Below are 20,185 nucleotides of genomic sequence, written 5' to 3' on the forward strand. Positions count from 1 at the left end.
ATCCCGCCACCGCTGTGCGTACCGCTGTGTGTCCCGCTGTGTGTCCCGCTGTGCGCGGATCGACATGGACGAGTGCTCGTCAGCCGGCGTCATGGCCGCTTCGGAGCGGCGGGTCGCCCACCTCGGCCCGGTAGTCGGCCAGGGCCTGTTCCGCTCGGGTGATGACGTCCGGGATGTCGGCTCGGGCGACGCCGAGCAGGCGCAGCGACCCGCGCAGGGCGGAGGTGGCATACCGGAACCGGTTCTCCTCGCCGCCCCACTGACGCTGCGAGACCGAGGCCTCCACCAGGGCGAACACCAGGTCCATGTCCTCGGCCAGTTCGGCGGCCTCGCGGGGCGGATGCAGCGACGCGAGGGCCGCGCGGCTGAAGTCCCGGTAGGTGTCGCGCAGCACCGTCTGGGCGGCGCGGGTCGGCGTGAAGTCGTCCGTCTCCAGTTCCGGCAGGTGGTACACGACGTGCAGGTTGTGCCGGTCGCGCAGCAGCGTGTCCAGGTCGAAGGAGACCAGCGCGCACAGCCGTACGACGGGGTCGAGATCCCGCTCGCCAAGCCAGCGGGCGCACGCCAGCGCCGGGGTGACGGTGCTGGAGAGCAGGGAGACGAGGAGGGCCCGCTTGTCGGCGAAGTGGTAGTACAGCGTCGACTGCTTGATGCCCACGGTGTCGGCGATCTGCCGGGTCGTCGTCTTCGCGTATCCCTGCTCGCCGAACAGCCGGGAGGCGGCCTGGAGGATCTCCTCCCGGGTGCTCAGGCCGTTGTGCCGTTTGGGCGCGGACCGCGGCCGCCCCGGCTTGCCCTCGCCCGGCTGCCGGCCGGGCGGGACCGCCGCCTGGCGTCCGGCGTCCGTCATGCCGCCCTGCCGATCCCCGGCGCCGTGACCGTGTGTTTGACGATCCGTCCGGCCTGGATCACCGTGCGGATCGCGCCGGGATCGCCCAGCGCCGCGATGTCGGCGAGCGGGTCCACGTCCGTGATGACGAGATCCGCCCGCAACCCGGCGCGCACGCTGCCCACTTCGTCGTCGAGACGGCACATCCGCGCCGCGACCGAGGTGCCGGCGGCGATGGCCGCCGCGGGGGAGAGGCCGAGCCGCACCATCAGGGCCAGTTCGCGCAGGTTCCGGCCGTGCGGGGCGATGCCCGCGTCGGTGCCGAGGGCCACTTGGACGCCGCTGGTGAGCGCGGCCGACAGGCGTTCCAGGGCCGTCTCGCGGAGCCGGCGCCGCCGCTCCGCGTCGCGGGACGGTCCCTCCGCGCCGACCGGGCGGGTCAGTGCGGAGAGCGTGGGCACCAGGTAGGTGCCGCGCTCGCCCATGTCCTGGAGCGTCTCGTCGTCCACCAGGTAACCGTGCTCGATGCTGCGGACACCGGCCCGCACCGCGGCCGCGATGCCCGCGGCGCCCTGGGCGTGCGCGGCGACGCCCACGACGCCGTGGCGTCGCGCCTCGTCGACCACGGCGCGCAGTTCGGCCTCCGTCAGCCCGCCCGCCTCGGGTGTGCGGCGCGGGCTGGTCATGCCCCCGGTCGCCGCGACCTTGACCCAGTCGGCGCCCTCGCGCACGACCTCGCGTACGGCCCGTACGAACCCCGCGGGCGAGTCCGCGACGACGCCCGCGCCGGGGCTCGAGTCGAGAGGGGTGCCGCGGACGGTCCGCCAGTCCCCGTGCCCGCCGGTGATGCTGAGGATCCGCAGGGCGATCTGGAGCGAGGGGCCGCGCACGTGTCCGGCCGTGACCGCCTCCCGGAAGCCGGAGTCCGCGCCCGCGAGGTCGCGCGCCGAGGTGATGCCCGCGTCGAGCGTGGCGGCGAGTGCGGGCACCGAGCGCAGTGTGAGCAGGCTCTCCGGGGCCATGAGTGTGTCGAACCGGTCGGCGTCCGGGCAGGTGCTCATGTGCACATGGCAGTCGAAGAAGCCCGGCAGGACGGTGAGCCCCGCACACTCCAGGACCCGCAGCCGGCCGGGGGAGGCCGCGGCGGGCAGCGGCAGCGTCCCCGTGGGCGCGAGCGTGTGGATCCGGTCGCCCTCCACCAGGACGTCCTGGCCGGGTACGGGCTCGTCGGCCAGACCGTCGAGCACGGTGATGTTCCTGAGCAGCAGCGCGGGAGCGGTGTGCTGGGCTTCCTGCGGCACCTTGGGCCTCCTCCGGTGGTCCGTGATCCAGCGGCGGTCCGGTGCTCCGCCCGGGGCGAGGCGGCCGAACATGCCTGCGCAACACGGGTTTTCGGGGCTGGATGCGGCCACCGTACCAACCCCCCGGAGGGTTTTCTATCAATGACAGAATTTACCGTTCGGCAACTCCGGGCAACTCCGGGGAAACCCTTTCCGGCCATCGCGGCTCTACTTTTCGGTCGTTGACAGGAATCCCCGAGTCCTCCGCGCGGCCCGTCCGCCGGACCTCCTCACCGAGAGGGTCCTGATGCGATCCAGTGCCATGACCGCCGTCCCGGCCGGCCCACGCGCTCTTCCCGTACGACATGGCCGCGGCGCCAGGGCCGCCCTCGCCGCCACGGTCCTCGCGCTCACCGGCTGCTCGGCCGCGCAGTCCGGAGCCGCCGCCGGCACGGACGTCTTCACCGCGGCCGTCGTGCAGACCTACACCACGCCGCCCGACCCCGACATCAACTACGACGGCCCGGGTCTGAACATCATTCAGAACACCTATGAGGGCCTGGTGAAGTACCAGGACGGCAGCGAGACCGCCAAGATCGTCCCCTCCCTCGCCTCCTCCTGGAAGGTCTCGAAGGACGGCCTCACCTACACCTTCACCCTGCGCGACGGTGTCACCTTCCACGACGGCACCCCGCTCACCGCCGCCGCGGTCGCCGCGGCCGTCGAACGCCGCGCGAGCGTCGACGGCGGCCCCGCCTACATGACCGCCGACGTCACCGGCGTCACCACCCCCGACGAGCACACGGCCGTGCTCACCCTGAAGGCCCCCGACTCCGCCTTCCTCGACTACCTCGCCTCACCCTTCGGCCTGAAACTGATCAGCCCCACCGCCCTGAAGCAGCACGCCGGCGGTGACCACGCGCAGACCTGGCTCACCACCCACGACGCCGGCACCGGCCCCTACGAACTCACCGCCGCCAGGACCGGCAGCCACTACGAACTGACCGCCTACAAGGACTACTGGGGCACCAAGCCCACCTTCGGCACCGTGGACCTGGAGATATCCCAGAACGCCTCAGGCGCCCAACTGGAGCTGGAGCGGGGCGAGATCGACGCCATCCTCGGCAACCTCAACAAGTCCGCCTTCGAGTCCTACGCCGGCAGCAAGGCCGTCAGCGCCAGCACCTTCCCCAACATGACCACCCAGATGATCTACGTGAACCCCGCGTCCAAGGCGTTCAGGAGCACCGGGCAACGCGAACGGCTCTTCTCGGGCATCGACACCAAGGCCATCCTGTCCGCCGCCATGGGCAGTCTGGAGGAACCCACCGGCCAGCTGTTCCCACAGGGCATGCTCGACCCCGCCGCCGACGACCAGGGCATCACCCACGACGACACCGCCCTCGCCGCCCTCGCCCGCTCGGCGCCCGCGAAGGGCCGTACGATCCGCGTCGGTTACGCGGCCAGCAGCGCCGACGGCAAGGCGGTCGCCGAAGAACTCGCCTCCCGGATGAACAGCGCCGGTCTTACGACCGAGGCCGTCGCCTACGCGGCCGGCACCATCTACAAGCTCACCGACGACCTCGGCGCCGCCCCCGACCTCGCCGTCTTCGGCGTCTTCCCCGACGCCGGCCACCCCGACTCCTGGGGCCGGATCATCTACACCCCCAAGGGCGGCCTGGACCTCTTCGGCGCCGAGGTCGACGGACTGGAGGCCAACCTCGACAAGGCGCTGACCACCACCGACACATCGGCGTACACGGCGGTGGCCCGCTCGGTCATCGACTCCCGCTACTGGTTCTCCATCGGCTCACTCAACACCACCCTGCTCACCGTCCCCGGCATCACCGGCACCCGCGAGGCCCAGAACCTGCTGGAGTACAACGTCCTGCACTTCGCCGCCCTCGGCCGCTCCTGACATGGCGGCGACGGACGACATGAGCACCGACAGCCGCGAGCCCACGCTCGCCGCGCGCGACCTGCACGTACACCTCACCCGCGACGGCGAGGAGGTGCACGCCCTGCGCGGGGTCAGCCTCGACGTACACCCCGGCGAGATCGTCGCCATGGTGGGGGAGTCCGGCTCGGGCAAGAGCGTGCTGGGGCTCGCCGCGATGGGACTGCTGCCGCACCGGTCGCGGCCACGGACCGGGGGATCCGTCCTGCTGGGCGGCACCGACATGCTCACCGCGGACGAGGAGACCGCGCGCCGGGTGCGCCGCAGGCATGTCGGGGCGGTCTTCCAGGACCCCATGACCTCCCTGGACCCGACGATGACCATCGGCGCCCAGTTGGGAGAGGTTTAGCCCGACCGTGCCGAACGGCTCCGGCTGCTGACCGCCGTCGGCATCCCCGACCCCGAACAGCGGCTGAAGACGTTCCCGCACCAGTTGTCGGGCGGCCTGCGCCAACGTGTGATGATCGCGCTGGCCATCGCCCGCACACCGTCCCTGATCATCGCGGACGAGCCCACCACGGCGCTCGACGTCACCGTCCAGGCCCAGGTCCTCGACCTGCTGCTGTCGCTGCGCGACGACATCGGCTGCGCGGTCCTGTTCGTCACCCACGACCTGGGGGTGGCCGCGCAGATCAGCGACCGGATCGCCGTCATGCACCGGGGAGTCCTCGTCGAGCAGGGCACCGCCGAGCAGGTGCTCCACGACCCGCACCACCCCTACACCCAGGGGTTGCTCGCCGCCAGGATCGGCCTCGACACACCCCGGGAGCATCCGCTCACCCTGCGCCGGGCCACGCCCGGGGAACAGGACCGCACCACCGGGCGGCGGACCGCGGCCACCGTCGTCGAACTGGCCGGCGGCGGGCGCGGCCGGGCCGTCGCCGCGGACGGGGTGCTGACCGCGGGCCGGGTCGCGGCGGCCGACCGGGACCTGCCCGACCGCTGGCCCGAGCCGGTCATCGGGGACGACCTCGCCGTGCGACTGCGCGGCGCCGCCCGGGTGTTCCGCTCCGGACCGCCCTGGGCCCGCCGGGAACTGCACGCCGTGCGCGGCGTCGACCTCGACGTGGCCCAGGGCGAGTCGGTGGCCCTCGTCGGTGAGAGCGGCTGCGGCAAGACCACCCTGCTGCGGATCGTGGCCGGACTCGAACGCGCCACCTCCGGCGAGGTACGGGTGTCCGGCGGCACACCGCAGATGGTCTTCCAGGACGCGGGTTCCTCCCTCACCCCGTGGCTGACCGTCGGCGACATGCTGGCGGAACGGCTCGCCGTGACCGCCTCCGGCCTGAGCCGCGCCGAACGCCGGACAGCGGTGACGGACGCCCTCGCGACCGTCGGCCTGCCCGCCGACACCGCCCGCGCCCGGGGCGACCAGCTCTCCGGCGGCCAGCGGCAGCGGGTCGTCATCGCCCGCGCCGTGATCGTGCCGCCCCGCGTCCTGCTCTGCGACGAACCCACCTCCGCCCTGGACGTGACGCTCGCCGCCACCGTGCTCGACCTGCTCGGCCGGCTGCGCAGGGAACTGGGCATGTCCGTCCTGTTCGTCACCCACGACCTGGCGGCGGCCCGCGTCATCGCCGACCGGATCGCCGTCATGCGGGCCGGCCGCATCATCGAGGAGGGCCCCACCGAACGCGTGTGCTCCCGGCCCGCCGAGGACTACACCCGCACCCTCCTCGACGCCGTACCCGGACCCCGCCACCGGCGGCCCAGCACGACCGGAGGCCCCCGGTGACGGCGCTCGGCTCTCTCACCGGCGGCCGGCGGCGCACCGCCACCACGGCCGGCCGCCCGCACCACGTCGTCGCGGGCCGGCTCGCCCTGGGCGCACTCGCCGCGCTCGTCCTGCTGGCCCTGCTCACCCCGGTCCTCAGCCCGCACAGCCCGGTCCTGCGCAGCGGCGACGCCTTCCTGCCCCCGGGCAGCGCGGGCCACCTGCTCGGCACCGACGCCCTCGGCTACGACCTGCTGGCCCGTGTCCTGTACGGGATGCGCGCCAGCCTCTTCGCCGCGGCCGTCGTCATCACCTTCGGAGTGCTCTTCGGCGGCCTCGTCGGGGTCCTTGCCGGAGCCCTGCCGGGCTGGGCCGACGCGGTGCTCATGCGCGTGACCGACCTGTTCCTGGCCCTGCCGGGACTCGTCATCGCCCTGGCCGTAGCCGCCTCCCTCGGAGCGAGCTACCGCAGCGCGCTCATCGGCATCGCCGTCGTGTGGTGGCCGCTGTACGCCCGCCTCGTGCGCGGCGAGATCCGCGCCTGGGCGGCCCGGCCCCACCTGGAGGCGGCCCGGCAGGCCGGCGTCCCCTGGGGCCGGCGCGTCGTCCGCCACCTGCTGCCCGGCGTCCGTCCCACGGTGGTCGTCGCCGCCAGCCAGGACGTCGGGGGACTCGTCGTCGCCCTGTCCGCGCTGTCCTTCGTCGGTCTCAGCTCGCCCGCCCCGGCCCCGGAACTCGGCGCCATGGCCGCCCAGGGCATGCCGTATCTGCTGACCTCCTGGTGGGTGCCCATCGTGCCCGGAATCGCCGTCATGCTGCTCGCCGTCGTCGCCAACTACGCGGGCGACGCCGTCCGCGACCTGCTGCGCCGCCGGTGACCCCGCACTCCCGTCCCGGAGAGGACCGAACCCCGTGACCTTCGCCCTGCGCCGCGCCGCGGCGATGCTCGGCGTCCTGCTCGCGCTGACCGTGGCCCTGTTCGCCCTTCAGCAGGTGTCGGGCACGGACCCGGCCAAGGCCTACGCCGGAGCCAACGCCTCCCAGGCCGCACTCGACGCGGCCCGTGCCCGGCTCGGCCTCGATGAGCCCGTCCTGCCCCGCTACCTGCACTACCTGTCCGGCCTGCTCCACGGCGACCTCCAGAACTCGCTGCGCACCCGCACCCCCGTCGCCTCCGACCTCGCCGCCGTCCTGCCCGCCAGTCTCGAACTCGCCGCCTGCGTGCTGTTCCTGGCCGTACTGCTCGGCTCCGTCTTCTCCTACCTGTGCGCGAGCGGCGCGCGCGGCGCCGGGATCGTCCGCGCGATCCTGTTCTCGGGCGCCGCCGCCCCCACCTTCCTGCTCGGCATGGTCGCCGTCCTCGTCTTCTACGGCCACCTGGGCTGGCTGCCGGCCGGCGGACGCACCTCCGTCCGGGACGCGCCCACCGGGCCGACCGGCCTGCTGCTGGCCGACAGTCTTCTCGCCGGGCGGCCCGACGTGTTCGGTGACGCCGTCACCCACCTCGTGCTGCCGGCCGTGTGCGCGGCGATCGCCCCCGCCGTCGCCATCGGCCGGGTGCTGGTCGACGGGCTCACCGCCAACCTGGAGGCGGACCACGCCCGGACCGCACGCGCGGCGGGCCTGTCCGAGCGCGCGGTGCTGTTGCGGCACGCCGCACGCAACTCGCTCGGTCCCGCCCTGTCCATGGTCGGTATCCAGGCCGGTGCCCTGCTCGCCGGACTCGTCGTGGTCGAGAAGATCTTCGACTGGCCCGGCGTCGGTTCCTACCTCGACGCGTCCGTCGCCGCCGCCGACCTGCCGGGCATCACCGGGGTCGCGCTGATCCTCGGCGTGGTCTACGTCGTCCTCAACGCCGTGGTCGACATCCTCCAGGTCGTGGCCGACCGCCGCCTGGCGCTCGGCTGAGTCCCTGCGGCGACGTGAGCACCCCGCACACCCCAGCCCGGGCCCGGCCCCGTTCGCCGCGGTCCACGAGAAAGGAACAACCCCCGATGAACGCAGCCGGCAACGTCGTGCTGATCGTGGTCGACATCCAGGGCGGCGACGTCGAGGCCTCCGCGGCCCGCACCGAGATCCCGCACATGGACGGACGCGCCGAGCGCGCTCCCAAGGTGCGTGAACTCATCGCCCGCACCCGCGAACAGGGCATCCCCGTCGTGTGGATCCAGGAGGTCCACAAGCCCAACCTGGTCGACATCGGACGCGAACTCGACGGCGCCGAGGGCCCGCACTGCATCGAGGGCCGGCCGGAGACGGAGCTGTCCCGGGGCCTGGAACCGCGTCCCGACGAGTTCCTGATCCGCAAGCGCCGCTATTCCGCGTTCTTCGGCACCGAACTGGAGATCGTGCTCAAGGCCTACCGCGCCGAGACCGTGATCCTCATCGGCGGACTCACCGACGTCTGCGTCCACTACACCGCCGTCGACGCCCACCAGCACGACTACCGGGTGCGGGTGGTGACCGACTGCGTAGGCGGTTCGAGCCGGGAGGCTCATGACGCGGCGCTGCGCGCCATCCACTACCTTCAGCGGGACGCCCTCGTCGAACAGCGCGACGTACTGGAGTGGTTGGCGACGGCCACGCCCAACCCCGAGGTGGAGCGCGCCGACCGCACTCACCTCGCGGGCCTGTCAGGGCTGCCGGAGCGGGTGTGAGGTGCCCAGCAGGGTTTCCGACAGGGTGTGCAGGCGCACCGCCACCGAGATACGGAAGAACGACTCCGGCTCGCGCCATGTACCGCCGAGCAGTTGTGTGACCCTGTCGAGCCGCTGCAGCACGGTGTTGCTGTGCACGCCCATCAGCCGTGCGGTGCGGGCAGGGCTCGCGTTGCAGTCCACGAAGCGGTGCAGCGTGCCGAGCAGGTCGGTCCCCCGTTCGGCGTCCCAGCGCCGGACCGGGCCGATGGTGCGGTCGATGAACTCCCGCACGCTGGTGGGGTCGTGGGCGAACAGGGTCGTGTACGGCAGATAGGCGTCGGCCGCGACCGCGGCCGCCTCGATACCGAGGGCGGTCAGCACCCGGCTGCAGTCCAGCGCCGTCGAGAAACGTGCGCTCAGTTCGTCAAGGCTCTCCGCGGGGGGCGCGGCCACGGTCAGCACCTCGCCGACACCCGTGCCGGCACACACCCGGTCGCGGACGGCGGTCGCGGCACGCTGCGCGTCGCTCTCCGGTACGACGAGCGTGACGATGCCGTCCACCTCTCCCGCCAGACCGGACGGCGCGGCCACGGTCTGCGCGGCCCGCAGCGCCGCACGGCGCTGTTCGGGCGCCACCACGGTGATGACGACGGTGCGCAGCTCGTCCGGGCGCAGTCTGCGGGCGCGCAGCCGGGCGGGCAGGCTCGCGTGACGCCGGACATCGAGGCTGACGAGGTCGCCGAGCAGTTCACCGCGCACATGGTCCTCGGCGTAGAGCACCGCATCCTGTTTCAGGGTGAGCAGCGCGGTGATCTGTGCGGCGCGCTCGATGGTCCGCTGCTCCACCGCGCCGAGTTCGACCGCGCCGTCACCGATGAGCAGGCCACCGAGCATCATTTCCCCGGCGAGTACGGCGACCGCGGTGTGGAACTCGCCGGTCGGCGGGTCCAGCGGAGTGCAGCGTCCGGAGCGCAGGCTGTCCGTGATCGCCGACCGGACGGCGGGCGGGTCGATCACCGAGGCCGTGCTCCGGTCGTCGGACGCGGCGAGCACGGCATAGGCCTCGTCGAGGATCACCACCGGCCGCTCCAGTGCCGCTCCCAGCGTCCGCGCGACATCCGGGGCGCCGCCGCCGCGCAGCACCGCGGCGGTCAGCTCCTCGTGCACCCGGCTGGCGCGTTCCATCGCCTCGACATGGTCGGCCAGCGCGTCATAGGCGCGCTGCGTCTCGGCGGCCGCGTCGCGGGCCTGGGTGAGCAGACGGGCCGACTGCAGGACGACGGCGACGTTGTCGGCGAAGGCCGACAGCAGGGAGACCTCTTCCGGGGAGAAGGCGTGCTCGGTGCGGTTGGCGGCGAACAGGACTCCCAGGACCCGGCCGCCGGCGATCAGCGGGACACCCAGGATGGAGACGAGGCCCTCGGCGCGCACGGCGCGGTCGATGCTGTCGACATGGGGCACGTCGCGCATCTGTTCGTAGCGTGAGGTCCACTGCGGAGCGCGGGACTCGACGACCTTGCTGGCCAGACCGATGTGGGGCGGCACCCGCAGCTTCTGGAAGGACGGGGCGACCGCCCCGGCGGTGGAACGGACCCGCAGCTCCTGGGTGGTCTCGTCGAACTCGGACAGGTAGGTGACATCGGTACCGGCCAGGTCGTGGGCGCGCCGCACCAGCCGGGTGATCAGCAGATCCACGTCGTGCAGTTCGGCGAGCTCCCGTGCGCTGGAGAACAGTGCGGCCAGTTCCTGACCGCGCCGGTGCAACCGGGCCACCGCGCCCTGGAGCTCATGGACCCGGCGGCCCACCTGCGCGGCCGTGGCGGTGTCGAGCTGCTCGGTGAGCAGCAGATCCAGCACGGCGTCTGGCTCGTCCGGGCGGCCCTTCGCGGCGAGATCGAGCAGGGCCAGCACAGTGGCCACCGAGACGCCGGCCTGCGGTGCCCGTTCGGTGTCCCGGGGTGCACCCATGCTCACCATCCTGTGTGAATCATCCACTAAGAACTCCGCCCTGTGTGTTCACCGTACATGGTCGCCGTCACATGGCGTACCTAGAGTCTGAGTTGTGACAGCGGCGTCATCCAATGAACATCTGCTGGTCACAAGGCCGTATCGCAGTGTCCGATGCCCACCCCGACCGCAGTGCGACGCTCCGGCGTTCCGACGGAGTGTTCACCGCAGGACATGATCATGATCGATGAACAGTCACTCAAACCCACGTACCGCCGCCGGTACGGCGGGGCCGTGCCCCGGCACCGCTCCGCCGTGTGTGCCATGGCCGTGGAGACCCGGGCGGTCCCCGCTCTGCGGGCCTTCACCCGTGACATGGCGACGCGGTGGGGGGCACCCGAGGAGACCGTCGACGCGCTGCGCGTGATCGCCACGGAGCTGGTCACCAACAGTGTGCTGCACAGCGGAAGCTCCGAGGTCAGCCTGCTCCTTACGGTCGGCGACCGCACGGCCGCGGTCGAGGTCAAGGACGTCGGCACGTGGCAGGACCGATGCCGTGGCGCCGGGCTGCCCGACCAGGTGGACGGGCGGGGGCTGCGCCTGGTGCACGCCTACTCCACGACATGCCGGGTGAAGCGGAACGCACAGGGCACGGCCGTCCGCGCCGAGCTGCGGATTCCGGTTCCCACGCCACGAGGACGTCCGCAGGACCTGCCCGGCCGCCGGCCGCCGGCCGGGTGGTGAAACGGCCCGGCCGGATCACCGAGAAGACACCCCGACGATCCCGGTGCGCGGCGCCCTGACACCGCCGCGCATCGGAGGAACCCACGATCACCGGTTGAAGCGATGCGGGGCCGCCCTCGCCACGCCCGGCGGCACCGTCATCGCGAACCGGGCGGACACCGGTCGTCGGCCGGCGGGGCGGAGGGCTCCGGCCCGGCCGCCGGATGAGCCACGGCCGCGGCACCCGACGGCATCCCGACCGCCGGGCCCCGGGCGCCATACCGCTGCCCGCCCGCTCCGCCGGGCCCGTCCCGCTTGCGGCCCGCAACTGAAAACAGGAGGACCCATGGCAGTGAACAGCAGGCTTTCCGGCATGAAGGATCTGTCGATCAGCGAGCGCCGCGCCCGCATCGCGCAGAGCGCCGCGGTCGAGCCGGAGAGTCTGAACGTGCTCGATCCCGAGCACGGCCTCACCCTCGAGCAGGCCGACCACATGGTCGAGAACACCATCGGTGTCCTCGGCGTCCCGCTGGGCGTGGCCACCAATTTCACCGTCAACGGCCGCGACTATCTGATCCCCATGGCCACCGAGGAGCCATCGGTGATCGCCGCCGCCAGCAACGCCGCCCGTATCGCCCGCGTCGCCGGCGGATTCGCCGCCTCGACCACGGACCCGCTCATGCGGGCCCAGATCCAGATCCTCGACGTCGCCGACCCGCAGACCGCCCGGCTACGGCTGCTCGAAGCACGTCACGAGCTGATCGCGCTGGCCGACGCGCAGGACCCGCAGCTGCTCCGGTTCGGCGGCGGCGTCCGGGACGTGGATGTGCACCTGGTCGAGGCTCCCGGCGACACCTATGTGGTGCTGCACCTGATCGTGGACGTACGCGACGCGATGGGTGCCAACGCCGTCAACACCATGGCAGAGGCGATCGCCGGGCGGGTGGGGGAGATCGCCCAGGGGCGCACGCTGCTGCGGATCCTCAGCAACAAGGCCGACCTGCGGCTGTGCCGGGCGCGTGCCGTGTTCGACGCCGACACGCTCGGCGGGCCGGAGGTGGTCGACGACATCGTGCACGCCGCCGCCCTGGCCGAGGCGGACCCGTACCGGGCCGCCACCCACAACAAGGGGATCATGAACGGCGTCACCGCGGTCGTGCTGGCCACCGGCAACGACACCCGCGCCGTCGAGGCCGGTGCCCACTCGCACGCGATCGGCCGGTACGGCAGGTACACGTCCCTGTCACACTTCGAGAAGGACTCCGACGGCAACCTGGTCGGCGCGCTGGAGCTGCCGATGGCGGTCGGCCTGGTCGGCGGGGCCACCAAGGTGCACCCGGTCGCCCAGGCAGCCGTGGCCCTGCTCGGCGTCACCACCGCTCGTGAGCTGGGCGAAGTCATCACCGCCGTCGGTCTGGCGCAGAACCTCGCCGCGGTCCGGGCCCTGGCGACCGAGGGCATCCAGCGCGGCCACATGTCGCTGCACGCCCGGAACATCGCCGTCACCGTCGGCGCCAGCCCCGAGGAGCTGCCGCTCGTGGTCGCCCGGCTGATTACCGACCGGGTCGTGCGCGCCGACCACGCCGAAAGAGTCCTCGCCGAGCTCCGCGACCAGGGCTGACGCCTCGCCTCACCGCCCGCATGTTCATGAGTCAAGGGAGACACTGAGACATGGCACTACATGTTGGTATCGATGTCGGTGGCACATTCACCGACGCGGTCGCGGTCCTGGACGACCGCGCCGTCCGCGGGAAGGCGTTCTCCACGAAGGACGTCACCACCGGCATCCTGGGCGCGCTGGCCGTGCTGCAGGAGCGCGCGGGCATGTCCGAGGAGGAGTTCTATCCGGCCGTCGACCGGTTCGTGCTCGGCAACACGATCGTCACCAACGCGGTCGACGAGCAGAAGTACGCCACGGTGGCCCTCCTGACGACGCAGGGCTTCCGCGACACGATGCGGATCGCCCGGTCGGCGCGGACCGACGAGCGCGACCCGCACAAGATGCTGTCGCCGCCCGACATCGTCGAGCGCAGCCGCGTCATCGAGGTCGCCGAACGCGTCGACGCACACGGCGACGTCCTCGTGCCGCTGCGGGAGGAGGCCATCGCCGCAGCCGTGGACGCCGCGCTCGCCACGGGTGCGGAGGCCGTCGCCGTATGTCTGCTGTGGTCGTTCCGCAACCCCGCACACGAGCAGGCCATCGGCCGGTATCTGCGGGAGCACCACCCCGACGTCCCGTTCACCCTCTCCAGCAGCCTGACACCCGTCTACCGCGAGTACGAGCGCATGGTCACCACGGCGCTCGACGCCGCGGTCAAACCGCTCGTCGCCTCCCACTTCGACCACCTCGCCGAGGAACTGCGCGCCCGCGGCCTGCGTACCCGTGTGCAGATCATGCAGGTCCACGGCGGCTTCCTGTCGGTCGAGGAGACGAGCAAGGCGCCGATCTCCATGTTCAACTCCGGGCCGGTCGGCGGCGTCACCGGCGCCCGGCTGCTCGGGCAACAGCTGGGCCGGCGCCGAGTCCTGACCGCCGACATGGGCGGCACCAGCCTGGACGCCGCCGCGATCATGGACGACGAGTTCCGGCTGCTCCCGCGGGCCGAGATCGGCGGACTGCCGACAAGTCTGACCGTCGTCGACATCGAGACGATCGGCGCCGGCGGCGGCAGCGCCGCCTGGGTGGACGGCCGTGGCCTGCTCCGGGTCGGCCCGCACAGCACCGGCTCCACCCCCGGTCCCGCCTGCTACGGCAAGGGCGGAACCCGCCCGGCGGTCACCGACGCTGCGCTCGTGCTCGGCCTGATCAACCCCGCCTACTACCTCGGCGGGACCGTCGAACTGTACGAGGACCTGGCCCGCGAGGCGCTGCGCGAACACGTCGCGGAGCCCCTCGGACTGACCGAGGACGCCGCGGCCGAGGGGGTGTACCGCCTCGCCACCTCCCAGATGGCGAACGCACTGCGCAAGATCACCGTCAACCGGGGCCATGACCCACGGGAGTTCACCCTCGTCGGGTTCGGCGGCGCCTGCGGCCTGTTCGCCGCGAGCATCGCCGCCGAGATCGGTGTGACCGAACTCGTCATCCCCCGCAACGCCGCGGTGTTCTCGGCCTACGGACTCATGCACGCCGATTCCGTCTACTCCGCCGTACAGACCAGCCCCTGGACGATGCAGCAGCCGGCCGCCGACCTGGACCGCGAGTTCCAGGCCCTGGAGCAGCGCGCGCAGGCGTGGTTCGAGACCGAGGGCATCCCCGAGGACCGGCGGGAGCTGTACCGCGAGGCCGACATGAAGTTCGTCGGCCAGATCTTCGAGGTCACCACGCGGCTCAAGGGCGGGACCTTCACCGAGGCGGACAAGGACGAACTGCGTGCACGGTTCATCGCCGACTACGAGACCGAGTTCGGGGCCGGCACGGCCTGGACCGAGACCGACATCCTGCTGGTCAACTCCCGAGTGCGCGCGGTCGGCCGCAGTGACGTCCAGCAGGTCCGGCGCATCGCGGAAGCCGGCGAGGAGAGCCACGAACTGCTGCGCCGCACCATCCTCGAACCGGTCACCGGGGCACGGACCGAGGTGGATGTGCACCGCGGCTTCGCCGCGCTGGCGAGGGCGAAGGGACCGTGCTTGCTCGAAGAGCCCGACACCACCGTCTACGTGCCCACCGGAGCCACGGTGGAGCTGACCGAAGCCGGCCACTTCCTCATCCGCCTCGAGTCGTCCCTCTGAACGCCACGGCCTCACCCAGGAGACCCACATGACCGAATCCGCCACCGGCCGGCTCCCCGCCGGGTTCGACCCCGTCACGCTCGAGGTCATCCGTATGCGTCTCGACTCCATCGTGGAGGAGATGGGCATCGCGATGATCCGCTCGTCCGGCTCGCCGGTGATCACCGAGGCCGGCGACTTCAACACCGCGCTGTTCGACCCGACGGGCCGCATCTATGCCTACTCGGACTACGTCCAGTTCCACATCGGCTCCGGCAGCGTCGCCGTGCAGAACCTGGTCAAGGAGATCGCGGGCGAGCCGCTCGCCCCCGGCGACGCCTTCATCTGCAACGATCCGCACACCGCCGGTGCGAGTCACCCGCCGGACACGAACGTGATCTCGCCGATCTTCCACGGTGACGAGCTGATCGGGTGGGCGCAGTCCCAGGCCCACCTCGTCGACGTCGGCGGCATGACGCCGGGCGGCTTCGCCCCCGGGGCCTACGACTGTTACAGCGAGGCGCTCCGGCTGCCGCCGGGAGTGAAGATCTTCGACAAGGGCGAGCCCGTCGAATGGGTGCGCCGCATCCTGCTCAACAACGTCCGGGTGCCCGCGCTGTTCTGGAACGACGTGCGCAGCCTGGTCGCCAGCAACAACACCGGGATCCAACGGCTTCTCGCCACGATCGAGGAGTTCGGGCTCGACGACTTCCGCGAGTACACCCGGCTCAGCTTCGAGTTGGCGGAGCAGGTGGTCCGTGACCGCGTCGCGCAGATCCCCGACGGAACGTACACGGCCGAGGAGTGGACCGAGCACAACGGCCACGTGGACGAGCTGTACCGCGTCGCCTGCACCATGACCAAGCGGGGCGAGCAGATCACCTTCGACTTCACCGGATCCAGCGAGCAGACCGACGGCTTCGTCAACTGCAGCTACGGAGCCCTCGTCGGAAGCGTCGCCACCGCGGTCGTACCCATCCTCGCCTGGGACGTGCCGTTCAACGAGGGTGTGATGACCGCCTTCGAGGTCATCGCCGAACCGGGCTCCATCGTCAACCCCACGCCCCCGGCCCCGATCAGCAACGGACACCTGACGACCGGCGCCCGCGTCAGCCGGCTGGTCACCAAGCTGATGAACGAGGCCTGCCGGGGCAGCGCCGACGAGACCGTCCGCGGCCGCACCCAGGGTGTGTGGGCCGACTCGTGGACCGGTGGCATCTCGGCCGGCACCTCGGACGACGGCGAGTACTTCGTGCTGTTCAACATGGACGGCGGAGGCATGGGGGCGGGAGCCCAGCCGGACACCGACGGTCTGGACTGCGCCGGGATGATGACACAGGTCAACAACATGCTCCCGGACGTCGAGATGAACGAGATGCTCTATCCCGTTCTCTACCTGTGGAAGCGGCTCAACATCGCCAGCGCCGGGCACGGCGCCCACCGCGGCGGCCTGGGACTGGAGTTCGCCTGGACCCTGCACGGCGCGCCCGCCGCCAGCCAGACCGTGTTCGCCCCGAGCGCCCAGGTGGTCGCCGACGGATACGGCGGCGGGCTCCCCGGCGGGGGCAGCGGGCACGAGATCCTGCGCCGGTCCAACGTCGCCGACCTGCTCGCCGCGGGCACGGTGGCCACCGACGACAGCCTCGCCTGCGACACGCGGGACCTGCTGGCCATCAACCAGTCCTCGGTGCAGGTCTCGGCCGGCGACGTCTTCGTGCAGTGGATCGCCGGTGGCGGCGGCTACGGAGACCCCCTCCTGCGCGACCCGCGGCTCGTCGCCAAGGACGTCCGGGACGCGTACATCACCGACCGCACGGCATCCGCCGTCTACGGCGTGGTGCTCGTCGACGGCGGTGTGGACGCCGCCGCGACGGCGCGCGCACGCGAGGCGATGCGCGCCGCCCGGATCGGCGGGGAGCCGACCGCGCCGGTCGCCGCCGACGCCACCGCCGGTGCCTCCGCGCCCCGCCGTGCCGCGGACGGCTGGTACTGCCCGGCCAGCGGTGCCCTCGTCAGCACCAAGGACGACTGGCGGGAGGACGCCGTCGTCACCACGCGGGTGGCCGCCGACCGGCTGGGCCAGTACGGCGTCCGCGTACGCCCCCGGGACAACGGGCAGCGTGTGCTCCTCGACGAGTTCTACAGCCCGCAGTGCGGCACCCTGCTCGACGCACGCATCCGGGTCGAAGCCGCCACGACCCGCTGATTCCCCAGTGGTACTCGAACAAGGAGGTGTTGTCGCGTGACGGAGTTCAACGGTGAGTTCGACCTCGGTGCCGTCCTGCCGGGCGGTCCCGCACGCGGGGCGCTGCGCGGCGTCGTGGTCCTCGACATCACACGGGTGGTCGCCGGGCCGTTCTGCTCGATGATGCTCGCGGACCTCGGGGCGACGGTCATCAAGATCGAGAATCCGAAGGACCCGGACTATGCACGGGCGTTCCCCCCGCTGCTGACATCGCCCGAGGGCGAGGCGTTCAGCGGGTTCTTCGCCCAGTACAACCGGAACAAGCTCGGCATGACCCTGGACCTGTCCCAGCCCGAGGGCAAGGAACTGCTGCGTACGCTCGTCAGCCGCGCGGACGTCCTGGTCGAGAACTTCCGCGGCGGAACCATGGACAAGCTGGGCGTCGGCTACCGCGAGCTGCGGAAGATCAATCCGCGTCTGGTGTACACCGCGATCTCCGGCTACGGCCAGACCGGCCCGTACCGGCGCAAGCCCGCGTACGACAACAGCGCGCAGGCCACCGGCGGTCTGTGGTCGATGAACGGCTTCCCGGACCGCCCGCCGGTCCGGGTCGGCACCATCATCGGCGACCTGTCGGCCACGCTCTACGCCGTGATCGGCACGCTCGCCGCGCTGCGGCACGCCGAGCACACCGGCGAGGGGCAGTTGGTGGACATCTCCCAGCAGGACTCCGTGCTCAGCCTCACCGAGAACGCGGTCGTCTCGCACACCGTCGAGGGCAAGGTACCGACTCCCCTCGGCAACGAGCATCCGTTCGTGAAGCCCTACGAGCTCTACCCGTGCAAGGACGGCTTCGTCTTCTTCGGCGGCTACACCGACAAGTTCTGGCGGCTGACCTGCGACATGTTCGGCGAACCCGAACTGGCCGGCGACCCGGAGATCGACACGATGGCCAAGCGGTTCACGCCGGAGGTCTACGAGCGCCGGGTGCGGCCGCTGCTGCACCGGTGGTTCGCCGATCGTACGAAGCTCGAACTCGAGGAACTCGCAGGCGACCTGGTGCCACTGAGCGCGATCAAGGACATCGGGGAGGTCATCGAGGATCCTCAGATCCAGGCCCGGGACATGATCGTAGACGTCGAGTACCCCGACTTCGGCCAGCTGCGCATGGTCGGCTCGCCGGTCAAACTCGACGTCACCCCGGCCCAACCGCGGGGACTCGCTCCCCGAGTCGGCGAGCACACCGACCAGTTGCTGCGCGCCTTCGCCGACCTCGCCGAGGAAGACATCCGCGCGCTGCACGAGGCGGGGGTGGTCTGAGATGAGCGGGATCACACTCGACCGTGACGGACCGGTCGCGCTCATCCGGTTCGACCGGCCGGAGAAGCTGAACTCGCTGACCCTGGCGATGTACGAGGAACTGGGAGCGGCCTTCGACGAGGTCCGCGACGACGACTCGATCGGCGTCGCGGTCCTCACGGGCGCGGGGCAGCGTGCCTTCTGCGTCGGCGCCGATCTCACCGAATCGATCCCCGCGCTCGCCGAGGGGCGGTTCGACATCTCCCGGTGGGACAAGGCGCACCAGAAGCACACCACCTTGTTCAAGCCGGTCATCGCGGCGGTCAACGGGCTCTGCCTCGGCGGCGGGTTCGAGATCATGCTCTCCACGGACCTGCGGATCGCCGCCGACACGGCCGAGTTCGGGCTCCCCGAAAGCGGCGTCGGAGTCGTCCCGGCCGGCGGCACCCTGACCCGGCTGGCCCGACAGATCCCCTACGTCTGGGCCATGGAGCTGATGCTGCTCGGCGAGCGGATCACCGCGGACACCGCCCTGCGGTACGGGCTGCTCAACGCCGTGGTGCCGGCCGACCGGTTGCTGGAGGCGGCGATGGACCGGGCACACCGGCTCACCGCCCGCAGCGGCACCGCCCTGGAGACCATCAAGGAGTCGGTGCTGCGCCTCGGGGACCTCCCGCAGGACCAGGCCTTCCACTCCGAGGCGCTGTACGGGCAGCGGGCGTTCACCGCCCCGGACGCCCATGAGGGACTGGCCGCGTTCGCCGAGCGCCGTCCGCCCGAATTCCCCTCCCGCCGGAACGTCAAGAAGCCCCTCGTATGACGGATCCACGCAGGAACGTCGCCCTTCCGGCCCGCCGTCGCGAGACGCCGTTCGCCGCGCGCGACGTTCCTGCGTGGCCGCCCTCTTCGCCCTTCCCACCGCCTGACGGGGACACCATGACATCCCAGAACACCCCGCTCGCCGACGTACTGCCCCGCATCGCCCCCCAACCGGGCATGCCCGAACGGGTCCGCATCTACGAGGTCGGCCCCCGCGACGGCCTGCAGGCCGAAGCGGTCCGCGTCCCCACAGCCGTCAAGGTCGAGTTCGTCCGCCGGCTCGTCGACGCGGGTCTGACCACCGTCGAGGTCACCAGCTTCGTCTCCCCCCGGTGGATACCCCAACTCGACGACGCCCACGAGGTACTCACGTCCGTGGCGCCCCTCGACGACATCCGCCTTCCGGTCCTCGTTCCCAACGACCGGGGTCTGGAGCGGGCGTTGGCCGCCGGTGCCCGGGAGATCGCCGTATTCGCCAGCGCGACGGAGTCCTTCGCGCAGAACAACCTGGCCCGGGACGTGGAGGGGGTGCTGGCGATGTTCGAACCCGTCGTGCGGCGGGCCCGCGCCGCGGGCCTGCCGGTACGCGGCTATGTGTCGATGTGCTTCGGCGACCCCTGGGAGGGCGATGTGGAGCCCCGCAAGGTCGCCTCGGTCGCCCGCAGGCTCCTCGACATGGGATGCACGTCCCTGTCGCTGGGCGACACCATCGGCACCGGCACGCCCGGCCATGTCCTGGAACTCCTCGACACCGTACGGGGGGCGGGCATCCCGCTGGAGCGGACCGCACTTCACTTCCACGACACCTACGGCCAGGCCCTCGCCAATGTGCATGCCGCGCTGACCGCGGGCGTCACCGAGTTCGACAGCTCCGCCGGCGGCATCGGGGGCTGCCCCTACGCCCGCAGCGCCACGGGCAACCTCGCCACGGAAGACCTGGTCTGGATGCTGCGCGGACTCGGCATCGACACGGGGGTCGATCTGACCGCCCTGGCGACCACCAGCCGCTGGATGGCCGACCACCTGGGCCGCCCCAGCCCCTCCCGCGTCGTCACGGCGCTCACCTGACACCGCGTGCCCCC

Annotated in this window: 15 protein-coding genes and 1 pseudogene; 13 read left to right on the forward strand and 3 right to left on the reverse strand. The window is 71.8% G+C overall.

The annotated features are described in order from the left end of the window. Positions 1-79: 79 nt before the first annotated feature. Together CTZ28_RS34605 and CTZ28_RS34610 are read right to left on the reverse strand one after the other, a co-directional pair. A complete protein-coding gene (locus CTZ28_RS34605; RefSeq protein WP_121893693.1) occupies positions 80-850 on the reverse strand; it encodes a TetR/AcrR family transcriptional regulator in 771 nt (256 codons plus the stop codon). Then, complete coding sequence (locus CTZ28_RS34610) at positions 847-2,130, reverse strand: metal-dependent hydrolase family protein (protein ID WP_183154733.1); 1,284 nt, start codon at positions 2,128-2,130, stop codon at positions 847-849. Before CTZ28_RS34610 ends, CTZ28_RS34605 begins: the two co-directional genes overlap by 4 nt. A gap of 301 nt (positions 2,131-2,431) precedes the next feature. On the opposite strand from CTZ28_RS34610, the gene CTZ28_RS34615 reads away from it, so the two are divergent. The 6 genes and pseudogenes from CTZ28_RS34615 (at position 2,432) to CTZ28_RS34635 (ending at position 8,437) form a co-directional block, all read left to right on the forward strand. Continuing rightward, a complete protein-coding gene (locus CTZ28_RS34615; protein WP_183154734.1) occupies positions 2,432-4,027 on the forward strand; it encodes an ABC transporter substrate-binding protein in 1,596 nt (531 codons plus the stop codon). Between the two features lie 19 nt (positions 4,028-4,046). After that, positions 4,047-5,516 (forward strand): annotated as a pseudogene (locus tag CTZ28_RS48860) (ATP-binding cassette domain-containing protein); the annotation flags it as partial. Between the two features lie 144 nt (positions 5,517-5,660). Continuing rightward, positions 5,661-5,801 (forward strand): ABC transporter ATP-binding protein, encoded by a 141-nt coding sequence (locus CTZ28_RS50025; protein WP_259471944.1) that lies wholly within the window; start codon positions 5,661-5,663, stop codon positions 5,799-5,801. After that, positions 5,798-6,658, forward strand: coding sequence for an ABC transporter permease (locus tag CTZ28_RS34625; RefSeq protein ID WP_121893696.1), 861 nt, complete (start codon positions 5,798-5,800; stop codon positions 6,656-6,658). Before CTZ28_RS50025 ends, CTZ28_RS34625 begins: the two co-directional genes overlap by 4 nt. 34 nt (positions 6,659-6,692) lie before the next feature. Continuing rightward, the gene (locus tag CTZ28_RS34630; protein WP_220795487.1) at positions 6,693-7,688 is read left to right on the forward strand and encodes an ABC transporter permease; all 996 of its coding nucleotides are present in this window, start codon (positions 6,693-6,695) and stop codon (positions 7,686-7,688) included. Positions 7,689-7,774: 86 nt separating this feature from the next. Next, positions 7,775-8,437 carry a cysteine hydrolase family protein gene (locus tag CTZ28_RS34635; protein ID WP_121893697.1) on the forward strand — a complete coding sequence of 221 codons (663 nt, stop codon included), beginning with the start codon at positions 7,775-7,777 and terminating at the stop codon, positions 8,435-8,437. Here the strand turns inward: CTZ28_RS34635 and CTZ28_RS34640 are convergent. Beyond that, the gene (locus tag CTZ28_RS34640; RefSeq protein WP_121893698.1) at positions 8,414-10,387 is read right to left on the reverse strand and encodes a helix-turn-helix domain-containing protein; all 1,974 of its coding nucleotides are present in this window, start codon (positions 10,385-10,387) and stop codon (positions 8,414-8,416) included. The two genes, CTZ28_RS34635 and CTZ28_RS34640, sit on opposite strands and share 24 nt — an antisense overlap. A 219-nt stretch (positions 10,388-10,606) precedes the next feature. On the opposite strand from CTZ28_RS34640, the gene CTZ28_RS34645 reads away from it, so the two are divergent. The 7 genes from CTZ28_RS34645 (at position 10,607) to CTZ28_RS34675 (ending at position 20,171) form a co-directional block, all read left to right on the forward strand. After that, positions 10,607-11,110 (forward strand): ATP-binding protein, encoded by a 504-nt coding sequence (locus CTZ28_RS34645; RefSeq protein WP_183154735.1) that lies wholly within the window; start codon positions 10,607-10,609, stop codon positions 11,108-11,110. Between the two features lie 325 nt (positions 11,111-11,435). Continuing rightward, the gene (locus CTZ28_RS34650) at positions 11,436-12,710 is read left to right on the forward strand and encodes a hydroxymethylglutaryl-CoA reductase, degradative (protein ID WP_121893700.1); all 1,275 of its coding nucleotides are present in this window, start codon (positions 11,436-11,438) and stop codon (positions 12,708-12,710) included. Between the two features lie 50 nt (positions 12,711-12,760). Next, positions 12,761-14,821 (forward strand): hydantoinase/oxoprolinase family protein, encoded by a 2,061-nt coding sequence (locus CTZ28_RS34655; RefSeq protein ID WP_121893701.1) that lies wholly within the window; start codon positions 12,761-12,763, stop codon positions 14,819-14,821. 28 nt (positions 14,822-14,849) lie between these two features. Continuing rightward, positions 14,850-17,006, forward strand: coding sequence for a hydantoinase B/oxoprolinase family protein (locus tag CTZ28_RS34660; RefSeq protein WP_121893702.1), 2,157 nt, complete (start codon positions 14,850-14,852; stop codon positions 17,004-17,006). Between the two features lie 36 nt (positions 17,007-17,042). Beyond that, the gene (locus tag CTZ28_RS34665) at positions 17,043-18,305 is read left to right on the forward strand and encodes a CaiB/BaiF CoA transferase family protein (RefSeq protein ID WP_220795489.1); all 1,263 of its coding nucleotides are present in this window, start codon (positions 17,043-17,045) and stop codon (positions 18,303-18,305) included. 1 nt (position 18,306) lies between these two features. Then, positions 18,307-19,104, forward strand: a complete 798-nt coding sequence (locus CTZ28_RS34670; protein ID WP_121893703.1) for an enoyl-CoA hydratase/isomerase family protein — start codon at positions 18,307-18,309, stop codon at positions 19,102-19,104. A 116-nt stretch (positions 19,105-19,220) separates the two neighbouring features. Continuing rightward, on the forward strand, positions 19,221-20,171 hold the full coding sequence (locus CTZ28_RS34675) for a hydroxymethylglutaryl-CoA lyase (RefSeq protein ID WP_121893704.1): 951 nt from the start codon (positions 19,221-19,223) through the stop codon (positions 20,169-20,171). The last annotated feature ends 14 nt before the right edge of the window (positions 20,172-20,185 follow it).

This window comes from Streptomyces shenzhenensis, assembly GCF_003688995.1.
Taxonomy (GTDB): Bacteria; Actinomycetota; Actinomycetes; order Streptomycetales; family Streptomycetaceae; genus Streptomyces; species Streptomyces shenzhenensis_A.

Coding starts and splice junctions, on each gene's coding strand:
- CTZ28_RS34605 (WP_121893693.1), bottom strand. CDS start 850: ATGACGGACGCCGGACGCCAGGCGGCGGTCCCGCCCGGCCGGCAGCCG.
- CTZ28_RS34615 (WP_183154734.1), top strand. CDS start 2,432: ATGACCGCCGTCCCGGCCGGCCCACGCGCTCTTCCCGTACGACATGGC.
- CTZ28_RS50025 (WP_259471944.1), top strand. CDS start 5,661: ATGCGGGCCGGCCGCATCATCGAGGAGGGCCCCACCGAACGCGTGTGC.
- CTZ28_RS34635 (WP_121893697.1), top strand. CDS start 7,775: ATGAACGCAGCCGGCAACGTCGTGCTGATCGTGGTCGACATCCAGGGC.
- CTZ28_RS34640 (WP_121893698.1), bottom strand. CDS start 10,387: ATGGGTGCACCCCGGGACACCGAACGGGCACCGCAGGCCGGCGTCTCG.
- CTZ28_RS34645 (WP_183154735.1), top strand. CDS start 10,607: ATGATCGATGAACAGTCACTCAAACCCACGTACCGCCGCCGGTACGGC.
- CTZ28_RS34650 (WP_121893700.1), top strand. CDS start 11,436: ATGGCAGTGAACAGCAGGCTTTCCGGCATGAAGGATCTGTCGATCAGC.
- CTZ28_RS34655 (WP_121893701.1), top strand. CDS start 12,761: ATGGCACTACATGTTGGTATCGATGTCGGTGGCACATTCACCGACGCG.
- CTZ28_RS34660 (WP_121893702.1), top strand. CDS start 14,850: ATGACCGAATCCGCCACCGGCCGGCTCCCCGCCGGGTTCGACCCCGTC.
- CTZ28_RS34670 (WP_121893703.1), top strand. CDS start 18,307: ATGAGCGGGATCACACTCGACCGTGACGGACCGGTCGCGCTCATCCGG.
- CTZ28_RS34675 (WP_121893704.1), top strand. CDS start 19,221: ATGACATCCCAGAACACCCCGCTCGCCGACGTACTGCCCCGCATCGCC.